This is a genomic window from Mycolicibacterium pulveris (assembly GCF_010725725.1).
Lineage (GTDB): Bacteria > Actinomycetota > Actinomycetes > Mycobacteriales > Mycobacteriaceae > Mycobacterium > Mycobacterium pulveris.
Genome location: NZ_AP022599.1, coordinates 2,332,273 through 2,351,954, shown reverse-complemented (window position 1 = coordinate 2,351,954; position 19,682 = coordinate 2,332,273). Strand labels below are relative to the sequence as shown.

Here is a 19,682-nt window from a genome sequence, read left to right as displayed (position 1 = left end):
CCGCCATGTCCGGTGCCGCGCCGATAGTGGCCGACCTGCGTGCCGAGAGCGACGAGCTCGACGCGCTGGTCGCCGATCTCACACCGGAGCAGTGGGCGACGGCCACGCCCGCGCCGGGCTGGACCGTCGCCCATCAGATCGCCCACCTGCTGTGGACCGACCGGCTGGCGCTGACCGCGGTCACCGACGAAGACGGGTTCGCGGCAGTGCTGGAGGAAGCCGCCAAGAACCCGACCGGCTTCGTCGATGCGGGCGCCGAGGAGCTGGCCGCCACGCCGCCGGATCAACTGCTGCGCGATTGGCGCGACACCCGCACCCGGTTGCACGCCGAGCTGTTGGCGGTGGCCGACGACCGCAAGCTGCCGTGGTTCGGTCCGCCGATGAGCGCCGCGTCGATGGCGACCGCGCGCCTGATGGAGACCTGGGCGCACGGCCTCGACGTCGCCGACGCGCTCGGGGTGCGGCGCCCACCGACCGCGCGGTTGCGTTCGATCGCGCACATCGGCGTGCGCACCCGCGATTTCGCGTTCACGATCAACGGGCTCGCGCCGCCGACGGATCCGTTCCGGGTGGAGTTGCGCGCGCCCGACGGGTCGACGTGGACGTGGGGCCCCGAGGACGCGGCGCAACGGGTCACGGGGTCGGCCGAGGATTTCTGTCTGCTGGTCACCCAGCGACGGCCCCGCCCCGAATTGGACGTCACCGCCACCGGCGACGACGCGGCAACCTGGCTGGGCATCGCGCAGGCGTTCGCCGGCCCGCCCGGCCCGGGCCGCGGATGACGGGACTCTTGGCGCCCAAAGGGACAAACGGGCGGGAAAGTGCGAGTAGAAATCGCGAAAACGTCGGTCTCGGCGCAGGGTGGCACCCAAAGCGTCGGTCTCGGCGGCTGAAAGGGGGCTACAGCTCGTCGGCGCCGTCGGCCTTGCCGTCCCCGTCGGTGTCGCTGAGCTTGACATCCCAGCGGCCGTCGCCGTCGGCGTCGACGTAGGCGTCTTCCGAACCCAGCGCACGGTCGGCCAACCCGTCACCGTCGACATCCACCAGCCGGTCGTCGAGCCGGCCGTCGCCGTCGAGGTCGACCATCGGCCCGCCGAACTGCTCAACCCCGTCGAGGCGGAACCACCGCAGGCCCCGGTCCACCGCGACCGCCCAGGTACCGGAGCCGTCATCGGTGAAGTACGCCGCGTCACCGTCGCGGTCCACCACGAGGTGCTCGGCCAGCCCGTCACCGTCGAGGTCGGCCATCGCGTCGTCGAGCAACCCGTCCCCATCGAAGTCCAATCCGACCGCGTCGAACGCCCCGTCGCCGTCCACGTCGACATCCGGTGGCCCGCTCCAGATCGTCGCCGACCCGTCCCCGTCGCCAAGGCAGTAGTCCATACCCCTTCAGACGCGCCGCTACTGCCTGGCGTTCCACCACTTCCACAACTCGTCGACGGCCTCCTCGCGCGACAGCGGGCCGCGGTCCAGCCGCAGCTCCTTGAGATGGCGCCACGCCTCGCCGACCTCCGGGCCCGGCGGAATCCCGAGGATCTCCATGATCTCGTTGCCGTCGAGGTCGGGCCGCACCCTGGCCAGATCCTCCTTCTCGGCCAGCTCGGCGATCCGCGCCTCGAGGTCGTCGTAGTTGGCCTGCAACCGCGCGGCGCGACGCTTGTTGCGGGTGGTGCAGTCCGCCCGCACCAGCTTGTGCAGCCGCGGCAGCAGATGCCCGGCGTCGGTGACGTAGCGGCGCACCGCAGAGTCGGTCCACCGGCCGCCGCCGTAGCCGTGAAACCGCAGATGCAGATACACCAGCTGGGACACGTCGTCGATCATCTGCTTGGAGTACTTCAGCGCCCGCATGCGTTTGCGCACCATCTTCGCGCCGACGACCTCGTGGTGGTGAAAGCTCACCCCGCCGCCGGGTTCCAGCTTGCGGGTGGCCGGCTTGCCGATGTCGTGCAGCAGCGCCGCCCACCGCAGCACCAGGTCGGGTTCGCCGTCCTCCAGCGCGATCGCCTGCCGCAACACGGTCAGCGAATGCCAGTAGACGTCCTTGTGCTGGTGGTGTTCGTCAATGGCCATCCGCATCGCCCCGACCTCCGGCAGCACCACGTCGCCGAGCCCGGTCTGCACCATCAGGTCGATGCCGACGACCGGGTCGGCGCCGAGCAGCAGCTTGTCCAGTTCGGCGGCCACCCGCTCGGCGGTGATCCGGCCCAGCTGCGGCGCCATCTCCACCAGCGCCTGCATCACCCGCGGCGCGACGGTGAACTGCAGCTGGGAGACGAACCGCGCCGCCCGCAACATCCGCAGCGGGTCGTCGCCGAACGAGATCTCCGGCGCGGACGGGGTGTCCAGAGTCTTGGCGCGCAGCGCCGCCAGCCCGCCGAGCGGGTCGTGGAAATCGGCCGGGCCGTCGGCGGTGATCCGCACCGCCATCGCGTTGACGGTGAAGTCCCGGCGCACCAGATCGTCCTCGAGGCAGTCGCCGAAGCGCACCTCCGGATTGCGCGACACCTGGTCGTAGGTGTCGGCGCGAAACGTGGTGATCTCCAGCCGGTACCCGTGCTTGCCGACGCCGAGGGTGCCGAACTCGATGCCGGTGTCCCACAGTGCGTCGGCCCACGGCCGCAGGAACTTCTGCATCTGCTCGGGGCGCGCGTCGGTGGTGAAGTCCAGATCGCCGCGGACGTCGCCCAGCAACGCGTCGCGCACGCTGCCGCCGACGAGGTAGAGCTCGTGTCCGGCGTCAGCAAACACCTTGCCGATGTCGGCGAGCAGCTCGCGGTGGCGGTTCAGCGCAACCTGCGCGGTGGCAAGGAGTTCGGCGTCGGAAGCTGATTCGGGCACGTTCGGACAGCTTAATCGGCAACGGCTCTGTCACGACCGGTGAGTGTGGCCGGAGCGAATCTCCATGGCAGCTACTATCGCTTGGGTGTCGGACGGCGAACAGGCCAAACCACGACGGCGCCGCAGGCGGCGTCGTGGTCGTCGTGCTGCCGGCCCACCCGACGCCATCTCCCCCGCCGCCGACATCACCCCGGTGCGCCACAACAACACCGGCCTGCCCCAGGGGCAACAGCAGCCCAACGGGCAACGCAAAGCGCAGAAGTCGCGGCCGCGGCGGCCGCCGGACCGGCTGCGCACCGTGCACGAGACCTCGGCCGGTGGCCTGGTCATCGACGGCATCGACGGGCCGAAGGAGCTACAGGTCGCCGCGCTGATCGGGCGCATCGACCGGCGGGGCCGGATGCTGTGGTCCCTGCCCAAGGGCCACATCGAGCTCGGCGAAACCGCCGAACAGACCGCGATCCGTGAGGTCGCCGAGGAAACCGGCGTCCAGGGCAGCGTGCTGGCCGCCCTGGGCAGCATCGACTACTGGTTCGTCACCGAGGGCCGCCGCGTGCACAAGACGGTGCACCACTATTTGATGCGGTTCCTCGGCGGCGAACTGTCCGACGAGGACGTCGAGGTCACCGAGGTGGCGTGGGTGCCGTTCAAGGAGCTGCCGTCGCGGCTGGCCTACGCCGACGAACGCCGACTGGCCGAGGTGGCCGGGGAGTTGATCGACCGGCTGCACGCCGACGGGCCCGCCGCGCTGCCGCCGCTGCCGCGCACGGCTCCGCGACGACGCGCCCAGACGCACTCGCATACCCGCAACCGTCGCCCCGACGAGCGTGCCCAACCTCAACCCGGCCGGCGGACGAACGGCTGCGGACAGGGGCCGTGACACAGACCGCCGCGACGCCGCGCGAGCGCAGGCCGGCGGTGCTCCGCCGGTGGACCGCGGTGCTGCCGCGCGTCGCCGGCGCCGTGCTGCTGCTGGTCCTGATCGCCGCCCCGGTCGCCCTGCCCCGCGCCGCGGCCGGCGAACCCGGCTCGACGCGGTTCCTCGAAGTACGGCTCGACCGGATCACCCCCGAGGTGGTGACCACCACCAGCGAGCCGACGGTCACGGTGACGGGAAAGGTGCTCAACGTCGGCGACCGCCCCGTGCGCGACGTCGTCGTGCGGCTCGAGGACGGCGCCGCGGTGACGTCGTCGCCCGGGTTGCGCACCAACCTGGCAGGCAATGTCGACCAGTTCGAGCCCGTCGGTGACTTCGTCACGTTGACACCGGAACTGCAACGGGGCCAAGAGGTCCCGTTCGAGCTGTCCTACCCGTTGCGGTCGTCGCAGCGGCCGTCGCTGAGCATCGACGAGCCCGGCGTGTATCCGGTGATGGTCAACGTCAACGGCACCCCCGATTACGGGGCGCCCGCGCGGCTGGACGACTCCCGCTTCCTGTTGCCGGTGCTCGGGGTGCCGCCCGACGACGGCGCCGACTCCGCGGCCGAGACGTTGACGTCGGTGGTGCCGCCCGACACCTCCGACCCGGTGCGGTTGACGCTGATGTGGCCGATCGCCGACGAACCGCGGCTGGCCGCCGGCGCGCCGGGCGGCACCACCCCGGTCCGGCTGGTCGACGACGACCTGGCGACGTCGCTGGCACCCGGCGGGCGGCTGGACACGCTGTTGTCGGCGATCGAGTTCGCGACCACCCCCGAGGTCGACCCGGAGGGACAGCTGCGCGCCGCGACGTGCCTGGCCGTGGACCCCGACCTGCTGGTCACCGTCAACGCGATGACCGGCGGCTACGTCGTCAACACCGGGCCCGACTCCGGCCCGGGCACCCCGACCCGGCCCGGCACCGGCCAGGAGGCCGCGGTGGCCTGGCTCAACCGGCTCAAGGCGCTGGCCCAGCGGGTGTGCGTCGCGCCGACCACCTACGCTCAGGCCGACCTGGACGCCCTGCACCGGGTCGGCGATCCCGGGCTCAGCGCGATTGCGACCGTCACCGCGGGCGACATCGTCGACCAGATCCTCGGCACCGCCTCCGTGCGGGGCGCCACCCTGATCGCCGACGGGCCGCTCACCGGGGCTGCGGTGCAACTGCTGTCGGCCCAAGGCCGCACGGTCGCCGTCGCCGCCGCGGACTCCCCCACCACCGAGGACGGCTCGGACACCGGCCTGGCCTCGCCCGCGGACCTGACTCCGCGGCGCTACACGCCGCAGCTGGTCTCGGCGCCGTTCGAGCCGGCCGTCGGCGCCGCGCTGGCAGCGGCGGGCACCGATCCGGTGTCGCCGTCGTATCTCGATCCGGCCCTTGACATTTCACTGCAGAACGAGTCGGAGGTGGCCCGGCGGCAGTCCGCGCTCGGCGCGCTGCTGTGGCGCGGGCTGAACCCCGAGCTCACGCCCCGCACCGAGATCCTGATGCCGCCGCTGAACTGGAGCCTGCGGCCGGCGGACGCGCAGGCGGTGCTCACCGCGGTGGCCACCGCCATCAATGCCGGGCTGGCCGAGCCGCGGCCGCTGCCCGCGGTGATCGCCGACGGCGACGGGGTCCCGCCGCAGCCCCAAGCCGCGCTGCCCGAGGCCGACCTCGGTAACCCCGACGCCCGCTTCGGCGACGCCGTGGTGTCGGGCATCGCCGCGGTCACCGGACGGCTGTGGGGGCTGACGGCGGCGCTGACCACCGATGTGCGCACCGGCCTCACCGGGATGGCCTACACCGCCCCGCTGCGCGAAGACATGCTGCGCGCCTTGAGCCAGTCGGTGCCGCCCGCCGCGCGAAACGGCCTGGCCCAGCAACGGCTGACCACGGTCGGGCGCACGGTCGAGGACATGTTCCGCTCGGTCACCATCGTCAACCCCGGTGGCTCCTACACCCTGGCCACCGAGCGCAGCCCGCTGCCGCTGGCGCTGCGCAACGACCTGCCGGTGCCGATCCGCGTCCAGCTCGACATCGACCCCCCACCCGGGATGACGGTCACCGACATGGGAATCATCGAGCTGCCGCCGGGTTACCTGCCGATCCGGGTGCCGATCGAGGTGCACTTCACCCAGCGCGTCGCCGTCGACGTCGCGCTGCGCACCGCCGACGGGCTGCCCCTCGGCGAGCAGGTGCGGTTGTCGGTGCACTCCAACGCCTACGGCCAGGTGCTGTTCATCATCACGCTGTCGGCCGGCGCCGTGCTGGTGCTGTTGGCCGGGCGCCGGCTTTGGCACCGCTTCCGTGGCCAACCCGACCGGGCTGATCTGGACCGCCCCGATCCGCTCGAGGTGGCGCTGAGCTACGACGACGACCGCCCGGCCACGGCGCGCAGCCGCGCGAGCGAGGAGCTGTGAACACCGCAGGCCCGCAACGGCCGCGAGTCGGCATCGGGGCGCCTCGGCCACGGCATGCGCCCGCAGGCCCGCACCCGCCGGGCAGGCCGCCCAGACAACCCCCACCCCGGCTGCCGCGCGGGCCCGCACCCCGTCGCGGCGCGGGCCGCCCCGAGCTGACCGACGCCGCGGTGGTGTCGCGCTCATGGGGAATGGCGGTGGCCACGCTCGTCAGTCGGTTGACCGGGTTCGCCCGCATCGTGTTGCTGGCCACCACCCTGGGCGCCGCGCTCTCCAGCGCCTTCTCGGTGGCCTACCAGCTGCCCAACCTGATCGCAGCCCTGGTGCTGGAGGCCACCTTCACCGCCATCTTCGTGCCCGTGCTCGCCCGCGCCGAGCGCGACGACCCCGACGGCGGCACCGCGTTCGTGCGCCGCCTCGTCACCCTGGCCACCGTCCTGCTGCTGATCACCACCGCCGCGTCGGTTACGGCCGCACCGCTGTTGGTAGACCTCATGCTGGGCAGCCACCCCGAGGTGAACCGCGATCTCACAACGGCTTTCGCCTACCTGCTGCTACCGCAGGTGCTGTTCTACGGGCTGTCGTCGGTGTTCATGGCAATTCTGAACACCCGCAACGTATTCGGACCGCCCGCCTGGGCGCCGGTGTGCAACAACCTGGTGGCGTTGGCCACGCTCGGCCTGTATGTACTTGTGCCCGGCGAGCTTTCGCTCGACCCGGTTCGGATGGGCAGCGCCAAGCTGCTGGTGCTCGGCCTCGGCATGACGATGGGCACGGTCACCCAGGTCGCGGTGCTGCTGGTGGCCATCCGCCGCGAACGGATCAGCCTGCGCCCGCTGTGGGGCATCGACAACCGGATGAAGCAGTTCGGCGCGATGGCCGTGGCGATGCTGCTCTATGTGCTGATCAGCCAGATCGGCCTGATCGTCGGCAACCGGATCGCCGCGGGCGCAGCGGCTTCCGGGCCCGCCATCTACAACTACACCTGGTTGGTACTGCAGCTGCCGTTCGGCATCATCGGCGTGACCGTGCTGACGGTGGTGATGCCGCGGCTGAGCCGCAACGCGGCCGCCAACGACGACGCCGCGGTGCTGGCCGACCTGTCGCTGGCCACCCGGCTGACAATGGTGACGCTCATCCCGATCGTCGCGATGACGACGGTGGGCGGCCCGGCCATCGGCTCCGCGCTGTTCGCATACGGCAACTTCGGCGACGTCGACGCCGGCTACCTCGGCATGGCACTGAGCCTGTCGGCGTTCACGTTGATCCCGTATGCCCTTGTGCTGCTGCAGCTTCGGGTGTTCTACGCCCGCCAGCAGCCGTGGATACCGATCGTGTTGATCGTGGTCATCACCACGGTCAAGATCATCGGCTCGCTCCTCGCGCCGCACCTGACCAACGACCCCGACCTGGTCGCCGGTTATCTCGGCACCGCCAACGGTCTGGGCTTCCTGGCCGGGGCGATCGTCGGCTACTTTCTGCTGCGCGCCGCGCTCGACCCGCCGGGTGGGCGGCTGATCAGCCTGGAGGTGGTGCGCAGCATCCTGGTGACGATCGCGGCCTCGCTGCTGGCCGGGCTCGTCGCGCACGTCGCCGACCAGTTGCTCGGCCTGGAAGGCTTCACCCGCAACTGGGGCGGCGCCGGCTCGTTGCTGCGGTTGCTCGCGCTCGGCCTGATCATGGTCCCGATCATCGTCGGGGTGCTGTTGGCGGCCCGGGTGCCCGACGCGCTGGCCGCGCTGGCGGTCGTGCGTCGCCGCCTCGGACGGGCCGCGTCGGCGCCACCGGCCCCGGCGGCCCCCGAGAGGCCGCGGGCGGCGCGCCCGCTCACGTACCCTGATCAGACGAATTCGTACGCGTCGGAGCGTCGACCCAGCCGGTCAGCGGTCCGCCGCGAGCCCCCGGCCGCACTTGCCGGGGACGGGATGCCGAAAGGACCAGCGGTGAGCGACGAACCCGCAGGCGGCGCCAAGCCCATTCCCGACAGCACCGCCACCACCCAGATTCCGCAGAAGCGTCCGGAGGACTTCCAGCCCGACGTGGCCAGAGGCGGCGCCGGGCCCGGCGCGTCCGCCCGCCAGGAGACCACCGAGTTTGCCCCCGAGCCCGCCAACGGCACCACGCCGGTACCGGTGTCCGGCAGGCCGCCGTCGGACTACGGCGGCGACCCGACCCGCGAGCCGATCGCGTTCGACCCGCCGCGCGAGCCCGCCATCGAGGCCGCAACCTCCGACGAGGACGTGCACCTGGTGCCCGGCGCGGTCATCGCCGGTGGCCGCTATCGGCTGCTGGTGTTTCACGGCGGCCCACCCAACCTGCAGTTCTGGCAGGCCCTCGACACCGCCCTGGACCGGCAGGTCGCGCTGACGTTCGTCGACCCCGACGCGACGCTGCCCGACGCGCAGGTGCAGGAGATCCTGTCGCGCACGTCGAGGCTGAGCCGGCTCGACATGCCCGGTGTGGCCCGGGTGCTCGACGTCGTCAACACGGGTTCGGGTGGTCTGGTGGTCGCGGAGTGGATCCGGGGCGGCTCGCTGGCCGAGGTCGCCGACACGTCGCCGTCGCCGATCGGCGGCGCCAGGGCCATCCAATCGCTGGCAGCGGCCGCCGAGGCCGCTCACCGTTCCGGGGTCGCGCTGTCGATCGACCATCCCAGCCGCGTACGGGTGAGCATCGAGGGCGACGTGGCGCTGGCCTTCCCCGCGACGATGCCCGACGCCGATCCCGAGGACGACATCCGCGGAATCGGGGCGGCGCTGTACGCGCTGCTGATCAACCGCTGGCCGCTGCCCGAGGCCGGGGTGCGCAGCGGCCTGGCCCCCGCCGACCGCGACCCCGCGGGCGAGCCCGTCGAGCCCCGCGCTGTCGACCGCAACATCCCGTTCCAGATCTCGGCCGCCGCCGCGCGGGCCGTGCAGGAGGGCGGCGGCATCCGCAGCGCCCCCACCCTGCTGAACCTGCTCCAGCAGGCCACCGCCATCGCCGACCGCACCGAGGTGATCTCCCCGGCCGACGAACCGGAGCCGCCGGCGCCCTCGATAAGCGGTATCCGGCCCGACGAGGATCCGGAGACCATCGCGCGCCGCCGCAAGGGGCTGATGATCGGGTTGGCCGTCGGCGCGGTCATCATCGTGGTGGCGCTGGTGGTGTTGGGCTCGGTGCTCAGCCGGATCTTCGGTGACGTCGGCGGCGGGCTCGGCGGTGACCGGCTGGGCCTCAACGCACCGACAACAGCCCAGGACGACGACACCGCGACGGCCGGTGAGACCGTGAAACCCGTTTCCGCAACGGTCTTTTCACCCGAGGGCGAGGCTGACGCGCCCGCCCTGGCCCGGCTCGCCATCGACGGCGACGACAGCACGGTGTGGCCGATCGACACCTACACCGATCCGGTGCCGTTCCCGAACTTCAAGAACGGTGTGGGGTTGATGCTGCAGCTGCCGCGGCCCACCACCGTCGGCGAGGTCACCATCGAATTGAACAGCACCGGCACCGAGGTCGAGATCCGCTCGGCGTCGACGCCGACGCCGTCGTCGCTGGCGGACACCACGGTGCTCAAGTCGGCCACCCCGGTCAAGCCGGGCTCCAACACCATCACGGTGGACGCCGCCTCGCCGACGTCGAACCTGCTGGTCTGGGTGTCCAAGCTGGGCCAAGTCAACGGGAAGAGCCGCTCGGACATCGCCGAGATCACGGTCAAGGCCGCCGACTGATCGCGGCTATCCCCAGCCGGGCAAAGATGTGTCAGGGGCCGCCCCCGGCGCCGTTTAGTGTTCGGCTGTGGGGACCTTCGGGGAGCAGGCCGGGCGCCATCGCAGCGACGCTGACCTGCTGGCCGCCCACGTCGCCGGTGACCGCTACGCCTTCGAGGAGCTGTTCTACCGCCATCGCCGCCAGCTGTACCGGCTCGCGCGGCTGACCAGCCGCAACCCCGACGACGCGGCCGACGCGCTGCAGGACGCGATGCTGTCCGCGCACCGCAGGGCGCACACGTTTCGCCACGACAGCTCGGTGAGCAGCTGGCTGTACCGGATCGTGGTCAACGCGTGCCTGGATCGGCTGCGCCGCAACAAGTCTCACGTCACCACCCCGCTGCCCGACGACGCACTCTTGGTCGGCGATGCGACCTCGTTGGTGGACACCGCGATCGTCGTGGAACGGGCCTTGATGCGGTTGCCCGTCGAGCAGCGCGCCGCGGTGGTTGCGGTGGACATGCAGGGTTACTCGATCGCCGAGACCGCCGACATGCTCGGCGTCCCGCAGGGCACGATCAAGAGCCGCTGCGCCCGCGCACGCAGCAAGCTGGCCGAGGCGCTGGAATGCTTCGACAGCCGCGCGGGCGCACGCTGAATCGACGCATCCCCGCCGCGGTGGTGGAGACTGACGGCGATGGACCACGACGATCGGGACCCGGCGGCGGCGCGGGTGCGCGACGAGCTCGCCCGGCTCGGCCGCGACCAGGCCTCGGCGCCCGAGGTGCACGACAGCGTCACCGCGCGGGTTGTCGCCGCGCTGCGGGCCGCCGGGGCGGGCCCGGCCCACTCGGTGCGACGGCCGCGGCTGCGGCGGCTGCAGGTGCTCGGCCTCGTCGTGGGCATCGGCGCGGCGCTGGTCGGCGTCGTCGTCGGGGTGGCGATGCTGGCCGACACGCCCCCCACCAGCCGCGACCCCGGCCCGACCGCGCGCAGCATGACGGTGTCGCCGTCGACACCACCCATCCCGCTTTCCGACGCCGAGATCCTGGCCCTGCTGGACCGACCCGCCGACTACGGGCCGTTGGCCGACCCGAAGCCGCTGGCCTCCTGCCTGGACGGGCTGGGGTACTCGGCGGTCACGCCGCTGGGCGCGGGCCCGGTCGACGTCGGCGGCCGCGCCGGGGTGCTGCTGTTGCTGCCCGGCGAGACGGACCGGGCCGTCGTCGCGGTGGTCGTGCCACCCACCTGCACCGCGGCTCACACCGGGTTGTTGGCCAGCACCACGCTGCACCGCCCGTAATTCCCCGGGAACACCTGGGCTTAGGCTGGTGTTGGTACTCGTGCCGTCCGTCCTCGGCAGAAAGGCGCCCATGACCTCGACATCCACGGTGCATGACGTGATCGTCATCGGATCCGGCCCGGCCGGCTACACCGCCGCCATCTACGCGGCCCGCGCGCAGCTGTCGCCGCTGGTGTTCGAAGGCACCCAGTTCGGCGGCGCGCTGATGACCACCACCGAGGTGGAGAACTACCCCGGCTTCAAGGACGGCATCACCGGTCCGGAACTCATGGATCAGATGCGTGAGCAGGCCCTGCGCTTCGGCGCCGACCTGCGCATGGAGGACGTGGAGGCGGTGTCGCTGGACGGGCCGATCAAGACGGTCACCGTCGGCGACGAAACCCACCGGGCCCGCGCGGTGATCCTCGCGATGGGCGCCGCGGCGCGCCACCTCGGCGTGCCCGGGGAGGAAGCACTGATCGGCATGGGCGTGAGCACCTGCGCCACCTGTGACGGCTTCTTCTTCCGCGACGAGGACATCATCGTGGTCGGCGGCGGCGACTCGGCAATGGAGGAGGCCACCTTCCTCACCCGGTTCGCCCGCAGCGTCACGATCGTGCACCGCCGCGACGAGTTCCGCGCCTCGCGGATCATGCTGGAGCGCGCCAGGGCAAACGACAAGATCACCTTCGTGACGAACACCGAAGTCGTCGAGATCGAGGGCAGCCCCAAGGTCAGCGGCGTGCGGTTGCGCAACAAGCTCACCGGCGAGGAGTCCAAGCTGGCGGTCACCGGGGTGTTCGTCGCGATCGGGCACGACCCGCGTTCGGAGCTGGTGCGCGGCCAGATCCACCTCGACGAGGACGGCTACGTGTTGACCCAGGGCCGCACGACGCACACGTCGCTCGAGGGCGTGTTCGCTGCGGGCGACCTCGTCGACCGCGTCTACCGGCAGGCGATCACCGCGGCGGGCAGCGGCTGCGCGGCGGCCATCGATGCCGAACGCTGGCTCGCCGAAATCGGTTCTGCCCCAGCCGATGAAGAGACATCCACCCCCGCCTGATTGGAGTACCACCCGATGGCTGAGACCACCCCCTCCGCTACCGTCGCCGTGACCGACGACTCGTTCTCCGAGGACGTGTTGTCAAGCAGCACCCCGGTGCTCGTCGACTTCTGGGCGACGTGGTGCGGCCCGTGCAAGATGGTCGCCCCGGTACTCGAGGAGATCGCCGCCGAGAAGGCCGGCCAGCTCACCGTCGCCAAGATCGACGTCGACGCCAACCCGGCAACCGCCCGCGACTTTCAGGTCGTGTCGATCCCGACGCTGATCCTGTTCAAGGACGGCGAACCGGTCAAGCGCATCGTCGGAGCAAAAGGCAAGGCCGCGCTGCTGCGCGAACTCGACGACGTGGTGTAACGCCGCAACCCGACGGCCGAACACCCGCCTGGCGTTTTCTCGAATCACGCGGGTGTCTGAGACAATGCTGGCTAAGTCACTGATGCCTGGTCAGCGCGCGAGCAACCGCTGACACCCGTGATCGAAAGGTCGCCCATGTCGAGTCTGCGTCGCGGTGACCGCGAAGCCGCGGTCGCCGAGATACGGGCTGCGCTGGCTGCGTTGGGCATGATCGAAAACCCCGACGACGAGATCACCACCGGCAAGCACGTCGCGGCCGACATGTTCGACGACGACCTGGATCATGCGGTCCGCGCCTTTCAGCAGCACCGGGGGCTGTTGGTCGACGGCATCGTCGGAGAAGCCACTTACCGTGCGCTCAAAGAAGCTTCGTACCGGCTCGGCGCCCGCACGCTCAACCACCAGTTCGGCGCCCCGATGTACGGCGACGACGTGGCCACGCTGCAGGCCCGGTTGCAGGATCTGGGTTTCTACACCGGCCTGGTCGACGGCTATTTCGGGTTGAGTACGCACAACGCACTGATGTCGTATCAGCGTGAGTACGGGCTGTACCCGGACGGGATTTGCGGCCCGGAAACGTTGCGGTCCTTGTACTTTCTGGGTTCTCGCGTCACCGGCGGCTCGCCGCACGCGATCCGCGAGGAGGAGCTGGTGCGCCAGTCCGGGCCGCGGCTGTCGGGTAAGCGCATCATCATCGACCCGGGCCGCGGCGGCGCCGACCACGGGCTGATCATCGACGGCCCGAACGGACCGATCAGCGAAGCAGACATCCTGTGGGACTTGGCCAGTCGGCTGGAGGGCCGGATGACCGCGATCGGGATGGAGACCTTTCTGTCGCGTCCGCCCAACGCGTCGCCCTCCGACGCCGAACGGGCCGCCACCGCCAACACCGTAGGCGCCGACCTGATGATCAGCCTGCGCTGCGCCACCCAACCCACGCCCGCGGCGAACGGGGTCGCCTCGTTCCACTTCGGCAACTCGCACGGCTCGGTGTCCACGATCGGCCGCAACCTGGCCGACTTCATTCAGCGAGAAGTGGTGGCGCGCACCGGTTTACGGGACTGCCGCACGCACGGCCGAACATGGGATCTGCTGCGGTTGACCAGGATGCCCACCGTGCAGGTCGACGTCGGCTATGTCACCAACCCCCGTGACCGCGACATGCTGGTGTCCACCCAGACCCGTGACTCCATCGCCGAGGGTATTCTCGCCGCGGTCAAACGGCTCTACCTGCTCGGTAAAAACGACCGTCCCACAGGGACATTCACGTTCGCCGAGCTGCTGGCACACGAATTGTCCGTCGAAAAGGCCGGCCGGGTCGGCCGGTCCTGACCCGGGCCTACTCAGACCAGCGGGCGCCCGCGCCGACGGGTTGTTGCAGCGCCGCGTTCTCCAGCAGCCGTTCCAGCGCCGCCTCCACGTCGGCCTTCCAGCCGAGGCCCTGTTCGAGTTCGAGCCGCAGCCGCGGGAAGTACGGGTGCGCAGCGACGACGACGAAGCCCGCGTCCTGCAACATGTCCACGGACATCACGCACTGGTCCACCGAACAATCGCCGAGCACGTCCATCACCGCGCGCAACGACGGTGTCACCGCGTCGGAGTCAGCGAGTTCACTGACGGCGGCGGTGTGACCGAACGCCTCCAACGCGCGCGCGCCGCGGCGCACCAGGTCGCCGACGACCGCGGCGATCAGGCTGCGCGGCAAGGTGTCGGCGTCGTCGCACGGCTCAACCCCCAGCGACGTCAAGAGCACCGCGTCGGCGCTGACCGGTCCGGTCGGGAAACGACGGGCGCGGGGCACCGCGGTCGGCGGAGCGTAAAACGCATAGCCCAGGCACTGCTCGTCACCGCGCAGGATAACCGGTTCGTCCTCGGCTCCGTCGGGGCACTGCACCGCGATCTGCCCGCACGGCCCCCATTGCAGCATGACCATCGACAGCCAGGCTTCCTTCTCGAATTCGGGGTCCGACAAGTGGGCGCTTTTGGCGGGGACGGCGTCAGCACCCGTCTCGAGAGTCGACGGATCGACCTCCCAGTACACGCAGCGACGGGCGTGCTTGGGTAGCTGCTCGAAGGCGTCGAGCCGAAGCGGCGCGATTCGTGCTGACACTAAACTCCCCGGGTTCCATGCGGTGCCGAGAGGTACTGCTGCCCTTCCAGGATAGAAGGCTCCGGCGGCGGCGGTTCCGTTTCCTCAGCACACCGTGCCGATGACCGGCGTAGGCACGAAATCGGTTGAGCCACAGCGGGATTGGCTACCCACCGGGCTTCATGCGGGCCGGTATCCGGGGTCAGCGTCACAGTGACGTAATTACCGCGGGTGGCTGGTCAGCGCTCTGCGGCGGTCATCAACTCGACGATGCGTTGCAGATCGTCGACCGACCCGAACTCGACCACGATCTTGCCCTTGCGTTTGCCCAGGCTGACCGTGACCCGGGTGTCGAACGCCGTGGAGAGGCGTTCAGCAACATCTTGAAGGCCGGGCATGTGGATGGGCTTGCGCCGCTGGGGCGACGGTGCGGCGCCTTCGGCGCGGTTGGCCAGCGTGACCGCTTCCTCGGTGGCGCGCACGGACAACCCCTCGGCCACGATGCGCGCGGCGAGCTCCTCCTGCTTCTCCGGGCCGCCCTCGAGGGAGAGCAGCGCGCGGGCGTGGCCGGCCGACAGCACACCGGCGGCGACCCGCCGCTGTACCGCGATCGGCAGCCGCAGCAGCCGGATCATGTTGGTGATCAAGGGCCGCGACCGTCCGATGCGCGCGGCCAGTTCATCGTGGGTGACCCCGAACTCGTCGAGCAGCTGCTGATAGGCGGCCGCCTCCTCCAGCGGGTTCAGCTGCACCCGGTGGATGTTCTCCAGCAGGGCGTCGCGCAGCATGCCGTCGTCGGCGGTCTCGCGCACGATCGCCGGGATGGTGTCGAGCCCGGCCTGCTGGACGGCCCGCCAGCGGCGCTCCCCCATCACGAGTTGATAACGCTGCCTCTCGCCGGGCGCGACGGGCAGGGTACGCACGACGATCGGCTGCATGAGGCCGAACTCGCGGATTGAGTGGACGAGTTCGGAGAGCGCTTCCTCGTCGAAGACCTGACGGGGCTGGCGCGGGTTGGGCTCGATGGCGCCGGGGTCGATCTCGCGGTAGACCGCGCCGACATCGGTCGCGGCGGAAGCGCCGTTGCCGTCCGCCGATCCGCCGATGACCACGTCGGCGGCGGCGTCGCCCATTCGAGGCCCGTACGACGAGCCGTCGCCGTCACCGGGCCCGGTGGGGATGAGCGAGGCCAGCCCGCGACCGAGGCCGCTGCGCTTGCGTGATGGCGACTGGGTCATTGCACTCTCTCCCCTGTTCTCCGGGTGTGGTCCCCTGCGGGCACCCGCCTACCGGTCCTGCCCGGGCTGGCCGCGCTCGGCGATCTCGCGGCTGGCGTCCAGATAGCTCATCGCCCCCCGCGAGCCCGGGTCGTAATCCAGGATCGTCATGCCGTAGCCGGGCGCCTCGGAGACCTTGACGCTGCGCGGGATGACGGTCCGCAATACCTTATCGCCGAAGTGTGACCGAACATCGGCAGCGACTTGATCGGCGAGTTTGGTGCGCCCGTCATACATCGTCAGCACCACGGTAGTCACCTCCAGTTGCGGGTTGAGGTGCGCCTTGACCATCTCGATGTTGCGCAGCAGCTGCCCCACCCCTTCCAGGGCGTAGTACTCGCACTGGATGGGGATCAGCACCTCCGGTGCGGCGACCAGCGCGTTGATGGTCAGCAGTCCCAGCGAGGGCGGGCAGTCGATGAAGACGTAGTCGAAGTTGTAGTCCTTGAGCCCGGCCAGTGCGGTACGCAGCCGGCCTTCCCGGGCGACCATGCTGACGAGTTCGATCTCCGCGCCGGCGAGGTCGATGGTCGCCGGGACGCAGTACAACCGCTCACTGTGCGGGCTGCGCTGCAGCGCCTCCTGCAGTGGGATCTCGCCGATCAGTACCTCGTATGAGGACGGCGTGCCCGGGCGGTGTTCGATGCCCAGCGCGGTGCTGGCATTGCCCTGCGGGTCGAGGTCGATGACCAACGTGTTCAGCCCCTGCAGCGCCAGCGCCGCGGCGAGGTTGACGGCGGTGGTCGTCTTGCCCACCCCGCCCTTCTGGTTGGCGATCGTGAAGACGCGCTGCCGCGCCGGACGGGGCAGGCCCCCTTTGGCCGCCGCATGCAACAACCGCACGGCGCGCTCGGCCTCGGCGCCGATCGGGGTGTCCACCGCGGTCGAGTCCTTCCAGTCCTCGGCGGGCGGTGCGGACGGATCCCAGGTTTCACGTGAAACATGTCCGGTGCCCCCGCCGGCGTCGGCGCCGCCCGGCGCGGGGCCGCCGCGCTCAGGAACCGCGGTCATGGTCTTCTCCTGCCCGTCGTTGAGCGCTGTGGTGGCTGTGGATCCGGAGCGCGACGCCGTGCCACGACGACGGTCGCGGGTGGATCCAAGAAATCCGCGCCACATTTCATCACCCTTACATCGGCCGCCCCGAGCGTGGTCATCACACGCCGGTGTTCTCGGACCTCCTCCTCGGCCCGCTCCCCCTTGACCGCCAACATCAGCCCGTCCACACGCAGCAGCGGCATGCTCCACTTCGTCAGCTTGTCCAGCGATGCCACCGCGCGCGAGACCACGGCGTCCTGCTTGCCGACCTGGCGGCGAACGGCTGGCTCCTCGGCCCTGCCCCGAACCACCGTCACCTCGACCGCCAACTCCTCGATCACCTCGCGCAAAAACTCGCTCCGGCGCAGCAGCGGCTCGATGAGGGTCAAGCGCAGGTCCGGTCGCGCCAACGCCAACGGTATCCCGGGCAGCCCGGCCCCACTGCCGATGTCGGCGACCTCGGATCCCTGCTCCAAAAGCTCACCCACCGCCGCGCTGTTGAGCAGGTGGCGCTCCCACAGCCGGTCGACCTCGCGCGGGCCGATCAGGCCCCGCTCCACCCCGGCATCCGCCAGCAACTCCACATACCGCCGCGCGCGGTCGAGCCGCCCCCCGAACAAGGCCTCGGCGGCCGGAGGGGCCGGCGACACCTCGTCATGTTTCACGTGAAACATCCTCCGGATCCCGCTCCGCCGCTGCCGCCTAAACTACATCGATGTAACTCGCCGGTCAGTCCAGCAGCACGACGACGCGGCGCGACGGCTCCACGCCCTCGCTCTCGCTGTGCACACCATCGACCGCGGCGACCGCGTCGTGCACGATCTTGCGCTCGAACGGTGTCATCGGTGCCAGCTCCTCACGCTCACCGGTCTCCAGCACCCGGCGCGCGACCTTCTCGCCCAGCGCCGTGAGCTCGTCTCGCCGACGGCGCCGCCACCGCGCGATGTCGAGCATCAGCCGGCTGCGCTCACCGGTCTTCTGGTGCACCGCGAGCCGGGTCAACTCCTGCAGCGCGTCGAGCACCTCGCCCTTGCGTCCCACCAACTTGTTCAGGTCCCCGCCGCCGTCGATGCTGACGACGGCCCGGTCCCCCTCGACGTCCAGATCGATGTCGCCGTCGAAGTCGAGCAGATCCAGAAGCTCCTCGAGGTAGTCGCCGGCGATCTCGCCCTCGGCGACCAAGCGCTCCTCCAGATCGTCGTCGACGGGCGTCGCCGCGGCCTCGGTGGCGTCCCTCTCGTCGGTGATGTCGTCGTCGCGCTCGGTCGTCTCAGCGTCCGTCATGACTGTGTCTCCTCATTCCACCGGCGTAGACCGGTCAACGTTTCCGCTTCTTTGGGCGCGCACCCGGCCGTGGTGTGGCCCCTGGCCGTGGCGCGCGGTTGTTGGGGCCCGATGTGGGCTTGCGTGGGCTGGTGCCGGCCGCGGTGTCGGTGTCGTCCTCCGCTTTGGCGCTCTCCGTCTTCGCGGTCGCGGTCGTCTGCGCGGACGCGGCCTGGCCCTTGCGCGCCCGCTTCGGCTTGGCCCCCGGCGGCGGCGCGTTCTGGGCGCGGCGCTCCAGCGCCTCCTGCTTCTTGGCTTCTTCTTCCTTGGCGATCTTGCCGAACACGTAGTGCTGCTGGCCGAACGTCCAGATGTTGTTCGCCAGCCAGTACATCAGGATCGCCAGCGGCAGGAACGGTCCGCCGACCACGACGCCGAGCGGGAACACGTACAGCGCCAGCTTGTTCATCAGCGCCGTCTGCGGATTCGCGGCGGCCTCGGGGCTCTGCCGCGCCACCGACGCCCGGCTGTTGAAGTACGTCGCGACGCCGGCCAGCACCATGATCGGCACACCGACGGCGATCACCGCTGCGCGGTCGAAGACGGTGAACGCCGCCGTGCTCGCCTCGGGCTGGGTCATCCACGCCCCGATCGGCGCGCCGAACAGGTGCGCATCGAGGAAGTGCCCGACGTCGGTGGCGCTGAAGACGTAGTTGGGCAGCGTGCGGTTCACCGCGGGGTCGAGGTGCTGCGCCCCGATCCCGTAGCCGCCGGTCCGGTTGAACGAGCGCAGCACGTGGAACAGACCGATGAACACCGGGATCTGCGCCAGCATCGGCAGGCAGCCCAGGATCGGGTTGAAGCCGTGCTCCTTCTGCAGCTTCTGCATCTCCAGCGCCATCCGCTGCCGGTCCTTGCCGTACTTCTTCTGCAGCGCCTTGATCTGGGGCTGCAGCTCCTGCATCTGGCGTGTGGTGCGGATCTGCTTGACGAACGGCTTGTAGAGGATCGCACGCAGGGTGAACACGAGGAACATCACCGACAGCGCCCAGGCGAAGAAGTTCGATGGCCCCAACAGGAAGGCGAACAGCTTGTACCAGACCCACATGATCGCCGACACCGGGTAGTAGATGATGTCGAGGCTGAACCAGTTAAACACGCGTCTCGCTTCCTGATCGCACTGCCGGGGCTTCACGGCGGTGGGTGTCTGTGGCCCCGTCGGAGCCGTACTCGCTTGCGTGCGCACAACTTTGGTGCGACTCACCCTCGCGGTCCGGTATCGGGTCCCATCCTCCCCTATGCCACGGTCCGCATTTCAGCAGCCGCACCACCGCGAGCCAGCCGCCCTTGACGAGCCCGTACTCGCTCAACGCGTCGACGGCGTACTGGCTGCAGGTCGGCATGAAGCGGCACGTCGGCAACCGCAGAGGCGAGACCATGTTGCGGTACAGCTGGATGACGAAGATGA

Annotated in this window: 18 protein-coding genes; 9 read left to right on the top strand and 9 right to left on the bottom strand. The window is 70.4% G+C overall.

Going from position 1 to position 19,682, the window contains the following annotated elements:
* Nucleotides 1-5: 5 nt before the first annotated feature.
* Nucleotides 6-782 (top strand): TIGR03084 family metal-binding protein, encoded by a 777-nt coding sequence (locus tag G6N28_RS11305; RefSeq protein ID WP_163900300.1) that lies wholly within the window; start codon nt 6-8, stop codon nt 780-782.
* A gap of 118 nt (nt 783-900) precedes the next feature.
* On the opposite strand, the gene G6N28_RS11300 is transcribed toward G6N28_RS11305, so the two are convergent.
* On the bottom strand, nt 901-1,383 hold the full coding sequence (locus tag G6N28_RS11300; protein WP_163900298.1) for a pullulanase: 483 nt from the start codon (nt 1,381-1,383) through the stop codon (nt 901-903).
* 18 nt (nt 1,384-1,401) lie between these two features.
* The gene (locus G6N28_RS11295; RefSeq protein ID WP_163900296.1) at nt 1,402-2,838 is read right to left on the bottom strand and encodes a CCA tRNA nucleotidyltransferase; all 1,437 of its coding nucleotides are present in this window, start codon (nt 2,836-2,838) and stop codon (nt 1,402-1,404) included.
* Between the two features lie 85 nt (nt 2,839-2,923).
* Here G6N28_RS11295 and G6N28_RS11290 point away from each other — a divergent pair, with 85 nt between their 5' ends.
* The 8 genes from G6N28_RS11290 (at nt 2,924) to G6N28_RS11255 (ending at nt 13,882) form a co-directional block, all read left to right on the top strand.
* Nucleotides 2,924-3,718, top strand: coding sequence for an NUDIX hydrolase (locus tag G6N28_RS11290; protein ID WP_179962058.1), 795 nt, complete (start codon nt 2,924-2,926; stop codon nt 3,716-3,718).
* The gene (locus tag G6N28_RS11285) at nt 3,715-6,159 is read left to right on the top strand and encodes a DUF6049 family protein (protein WP_407664953.1); all 2,445 of its coding nucleotides are present in this window, start codon (nt 3,715-3,717) and stop codon (nt 6,157-6,159) included. The genes G6N28_RS11290 and G6N28_RS11285 overlap by 4 nt, the downstream gene beginning before the upstream one ends.
* A gap of 110 nt (nt 6,160-6,269) precedes the next feature.
* Complete coding sequence (gene murJ / locus G6N28_RS11280) at nt 6,270-9,872, top strand: murein biosynthesis integral membrane protein MurJ (RefSeq protein ID WP_235674754.1); 3,603 nt, start codon at nt 6,270-6,272, stop codon at nt 9,870-9,872.
* Nucleotides 9,873-9,939: 67 nt separating this feature from the next.
* Complete coding sequence (gene sigM, locus G6N28_RS11275) at nt 9,940-10,509, top strand: RNA polymerase sigma factor SigM (RefSeq protein ID WP_163900292.1); 570 nt, start codon at nt 9,940-9,942, stop codon at nt 10,507-10,509.
* Between the two features lie 39 nt (nt 10,510-10,548).
* Complete coding sequence (locus G6N28_RS11270; protein WP_163900290.1) at nt 10,549-11,154, top strand: RsmA family anti-sigma factor; 606 nt, start codon at nt 10,549-10,551, stop codon at nt 11,152-11,154.
* A gap of 70 nt (nt 11,155-11,224) precedes the next feature.
* Nucleotides 11,225-12,196 (top strand): thioredoxin-disulfide reductase, encoded by a 972-nt coding sequence (trxB, locus tag G6N28_RS11265; protein WP_163900287.1) that lies wholly within the window; start codon nt 11,225-11,227, stop codon nt 12,194-12,196.
* Between the two features lie 15 nt (nt 12,197-12,211).
* Nucleotides 12,212-12,550 (top strand): thioredoxin, encoded by a 339-nt coding sequence (gene trxA, locus G6N28_RS11260; protein WP_163900285.1) that lies wholly within the window; start codon nt 12,212-12,214, stop codon nt 12,548-12,550.
* Nucleotides 12,551-12,685: 135 nt separating this feature from the next.
* The gene (locus G6N28_RS11255; RefSeq protein ID WP_163900283.1) at nt 12,686-13,882 is read left to right on the top strand and encodes an N-acetylmuramoyl-L-alanine amidase; all 1,197 of its coding nucleotides are present in this window, start codon (nt 12,686-12,688) and stop codon (nt 13,880-13,882) included.
* 7 nt (nt 13,883-13,889) lie between these two features.
* On the opposite strand, the gene G6N28_RS11250 is transcribed toward G6N28_RS11255, so the two are convergent.
* From G6N28_RS11250 to yidD, 7 genes are all read right to left on the bottom strand, one after another.
* Nucleotides 13,890-14,660, bottom strand: coding sequence for an acetyltransferase (locus G6N28_RS11250; RefSeq protein ID WP_163900280.1), 771 nt, complete (start codon nt 14,658-14,660; stop codon nt 13,890-13,892).
* 218 nt (nt 14,661-14,878) lie between these two features.
* A complete protein-coding gene (locus G6N28_RS11245) occupies nt 14,879-15,877 on the bottom strand; it encodes a ParB/RepB/Spo0J family partition protein (RefSeq protein ID WP_163900278.1) in 999 nt (332 codons plus the stop codon).
* A 48-nt stretch (nt 15,878-15,925) separates the two neighbouring features.
* Nucleotides 15,926-16,927 (bottom strand): ParA family protein, encoded by a 1,002-nt coding sequence (locus G6N28_RS11240; RefSeq protein WP_235674538.1) that lies wholly within the window; start codon nt 16,925-16,927, stop codon nt 15,926-15,928.
* Entirely contained in the window at nt 16,924-17,625 is a 702-nt protein-coding gene (gene rsmG / locus G6N28_RS11235; RefSeq protein ID WP_170307893.1) for a 16S rRNA (guanine(527)-N(7))-methyltransferase RsmG, read from the bottom strand. The genes G6N28_RS11240 and rsmG overlap by 4 nt, the downstream gene beginning before the upstream one ends.
* A 55-nt stretch (nt 17,626-17,680) precedes the next feature.
* Nucleotides 17,681-18,235, bottom strand: coding sequence for a Jag family protein (locus G6N28_RS11230; RefSeq protein WP_163900274.1), 555 nt, complete (start codon nt 18,233-18,235; stop codon nt 17,681-17,683).
* Between the two features lie 34 nt (nt 18,236-18,269).
* Nucleotides 18,270-19,373, bottom strand: coding sequence for a membrane protein insertase YidC (yidC, locus tag G6N28_RS11225; RefSeq protein WP_163900272.1), 1,104 nt, complete (start codon nt 19,371-19,373; stop codon nt 18,270-18,272).
* Nucleotides 19,366-19,653, bottom strand: coding sequence for a membrane protein insertion efficiency factor YidD (gene yidD / locus G6N28_RS11220; protein WP_220097473.1), 288 nt, complete (start codon nt 19,651-19,653; stop codon nt 19,366-19,368). The genes yidC and yidD overlap by 8 nt, the downstream gene beginning before the upstream one ends.
* Between the last annotated feature and the right edge of the window lie 29 nt (nt 19,654-19,682).

Bases quoted from the DNA above. Each gene is read 5' to 3' on its own strand.
- trxA (WP_163900285.1), top strand. From the start codon at position 12,212: ATGGCTGAGACCACCCCCTCCGCTACCGTCGCCGTGACCGACGACTCG.
- yidD (WP_220097473.1), bottom strand. From the start codon at position 19,653: ATGGTCTCGCCTCTGCGGTTGCCGACGTGCCGCTTCATGCCGACCTGC.
- G6N28_RS11240 (WP_235674538.1), bottom strand. From the start codon at position 16,927: ATGACCGCGGTTCCTGAGCGCGGCGGCCCCGCGCCGGGCGGCGCCGAC.
- G6N28_RS11305 (WP_163900300.1), top strand. From the start codon at position 6: ATGTCCGGTGCCGCGCCGATAGTGGCCGACCTGCGTGCCGAGAGCGAC.
- G6N28_RS11245 (WP_163900278.1), bottom strand. From the start codon at position 15,877: ATGACCCAGTCGCCATCACGCAAGCGCAGCGGCCTCGGTCGCGGGCTG.
- trxB (WP_163900287.1), top strand. From the start codon at position 11,225: ATGACCTCGACATCCACGGTGCATGACGTGATCGTCATCGGATCCGGC.
- G6N28_RS11230 (WP_163900274.1), bottom strand. From the start codon at position 18,235: ATGACGGACGCTGAGACGACCGAGCGCGACGACGACATCACCGACGAG.
- G6N28_RS11270 (WP_163900290.1), top strand. From the start codon at position 10,549: ATGGACCACGACGATCGGGACCCGGCGGCGGCGCGGGTGCGCGACGAG.
- G6N28_RS11300 (WP_163900298.1), bottom strand. From the start codon at position 1,383: ATGGACTACTGCCTTGGCGACGGGGACGGGTCGGCGACGATCTGGAGC.
- rsmG (WP_170307893.1), bottom strand. From the start codon at position 17,625: ATGTTTCACGTGAAACATGACGAGGTGTCGCCGGCCCCTCCGGCCGCC.
- G6N28_RS11255 (WP_163900283.1), top strand. From the start codon at position 12,686: ATGTCGAGTCTGCGTCGCGGTGACCGCGAAGCCGCGGTCGCCGAGATA.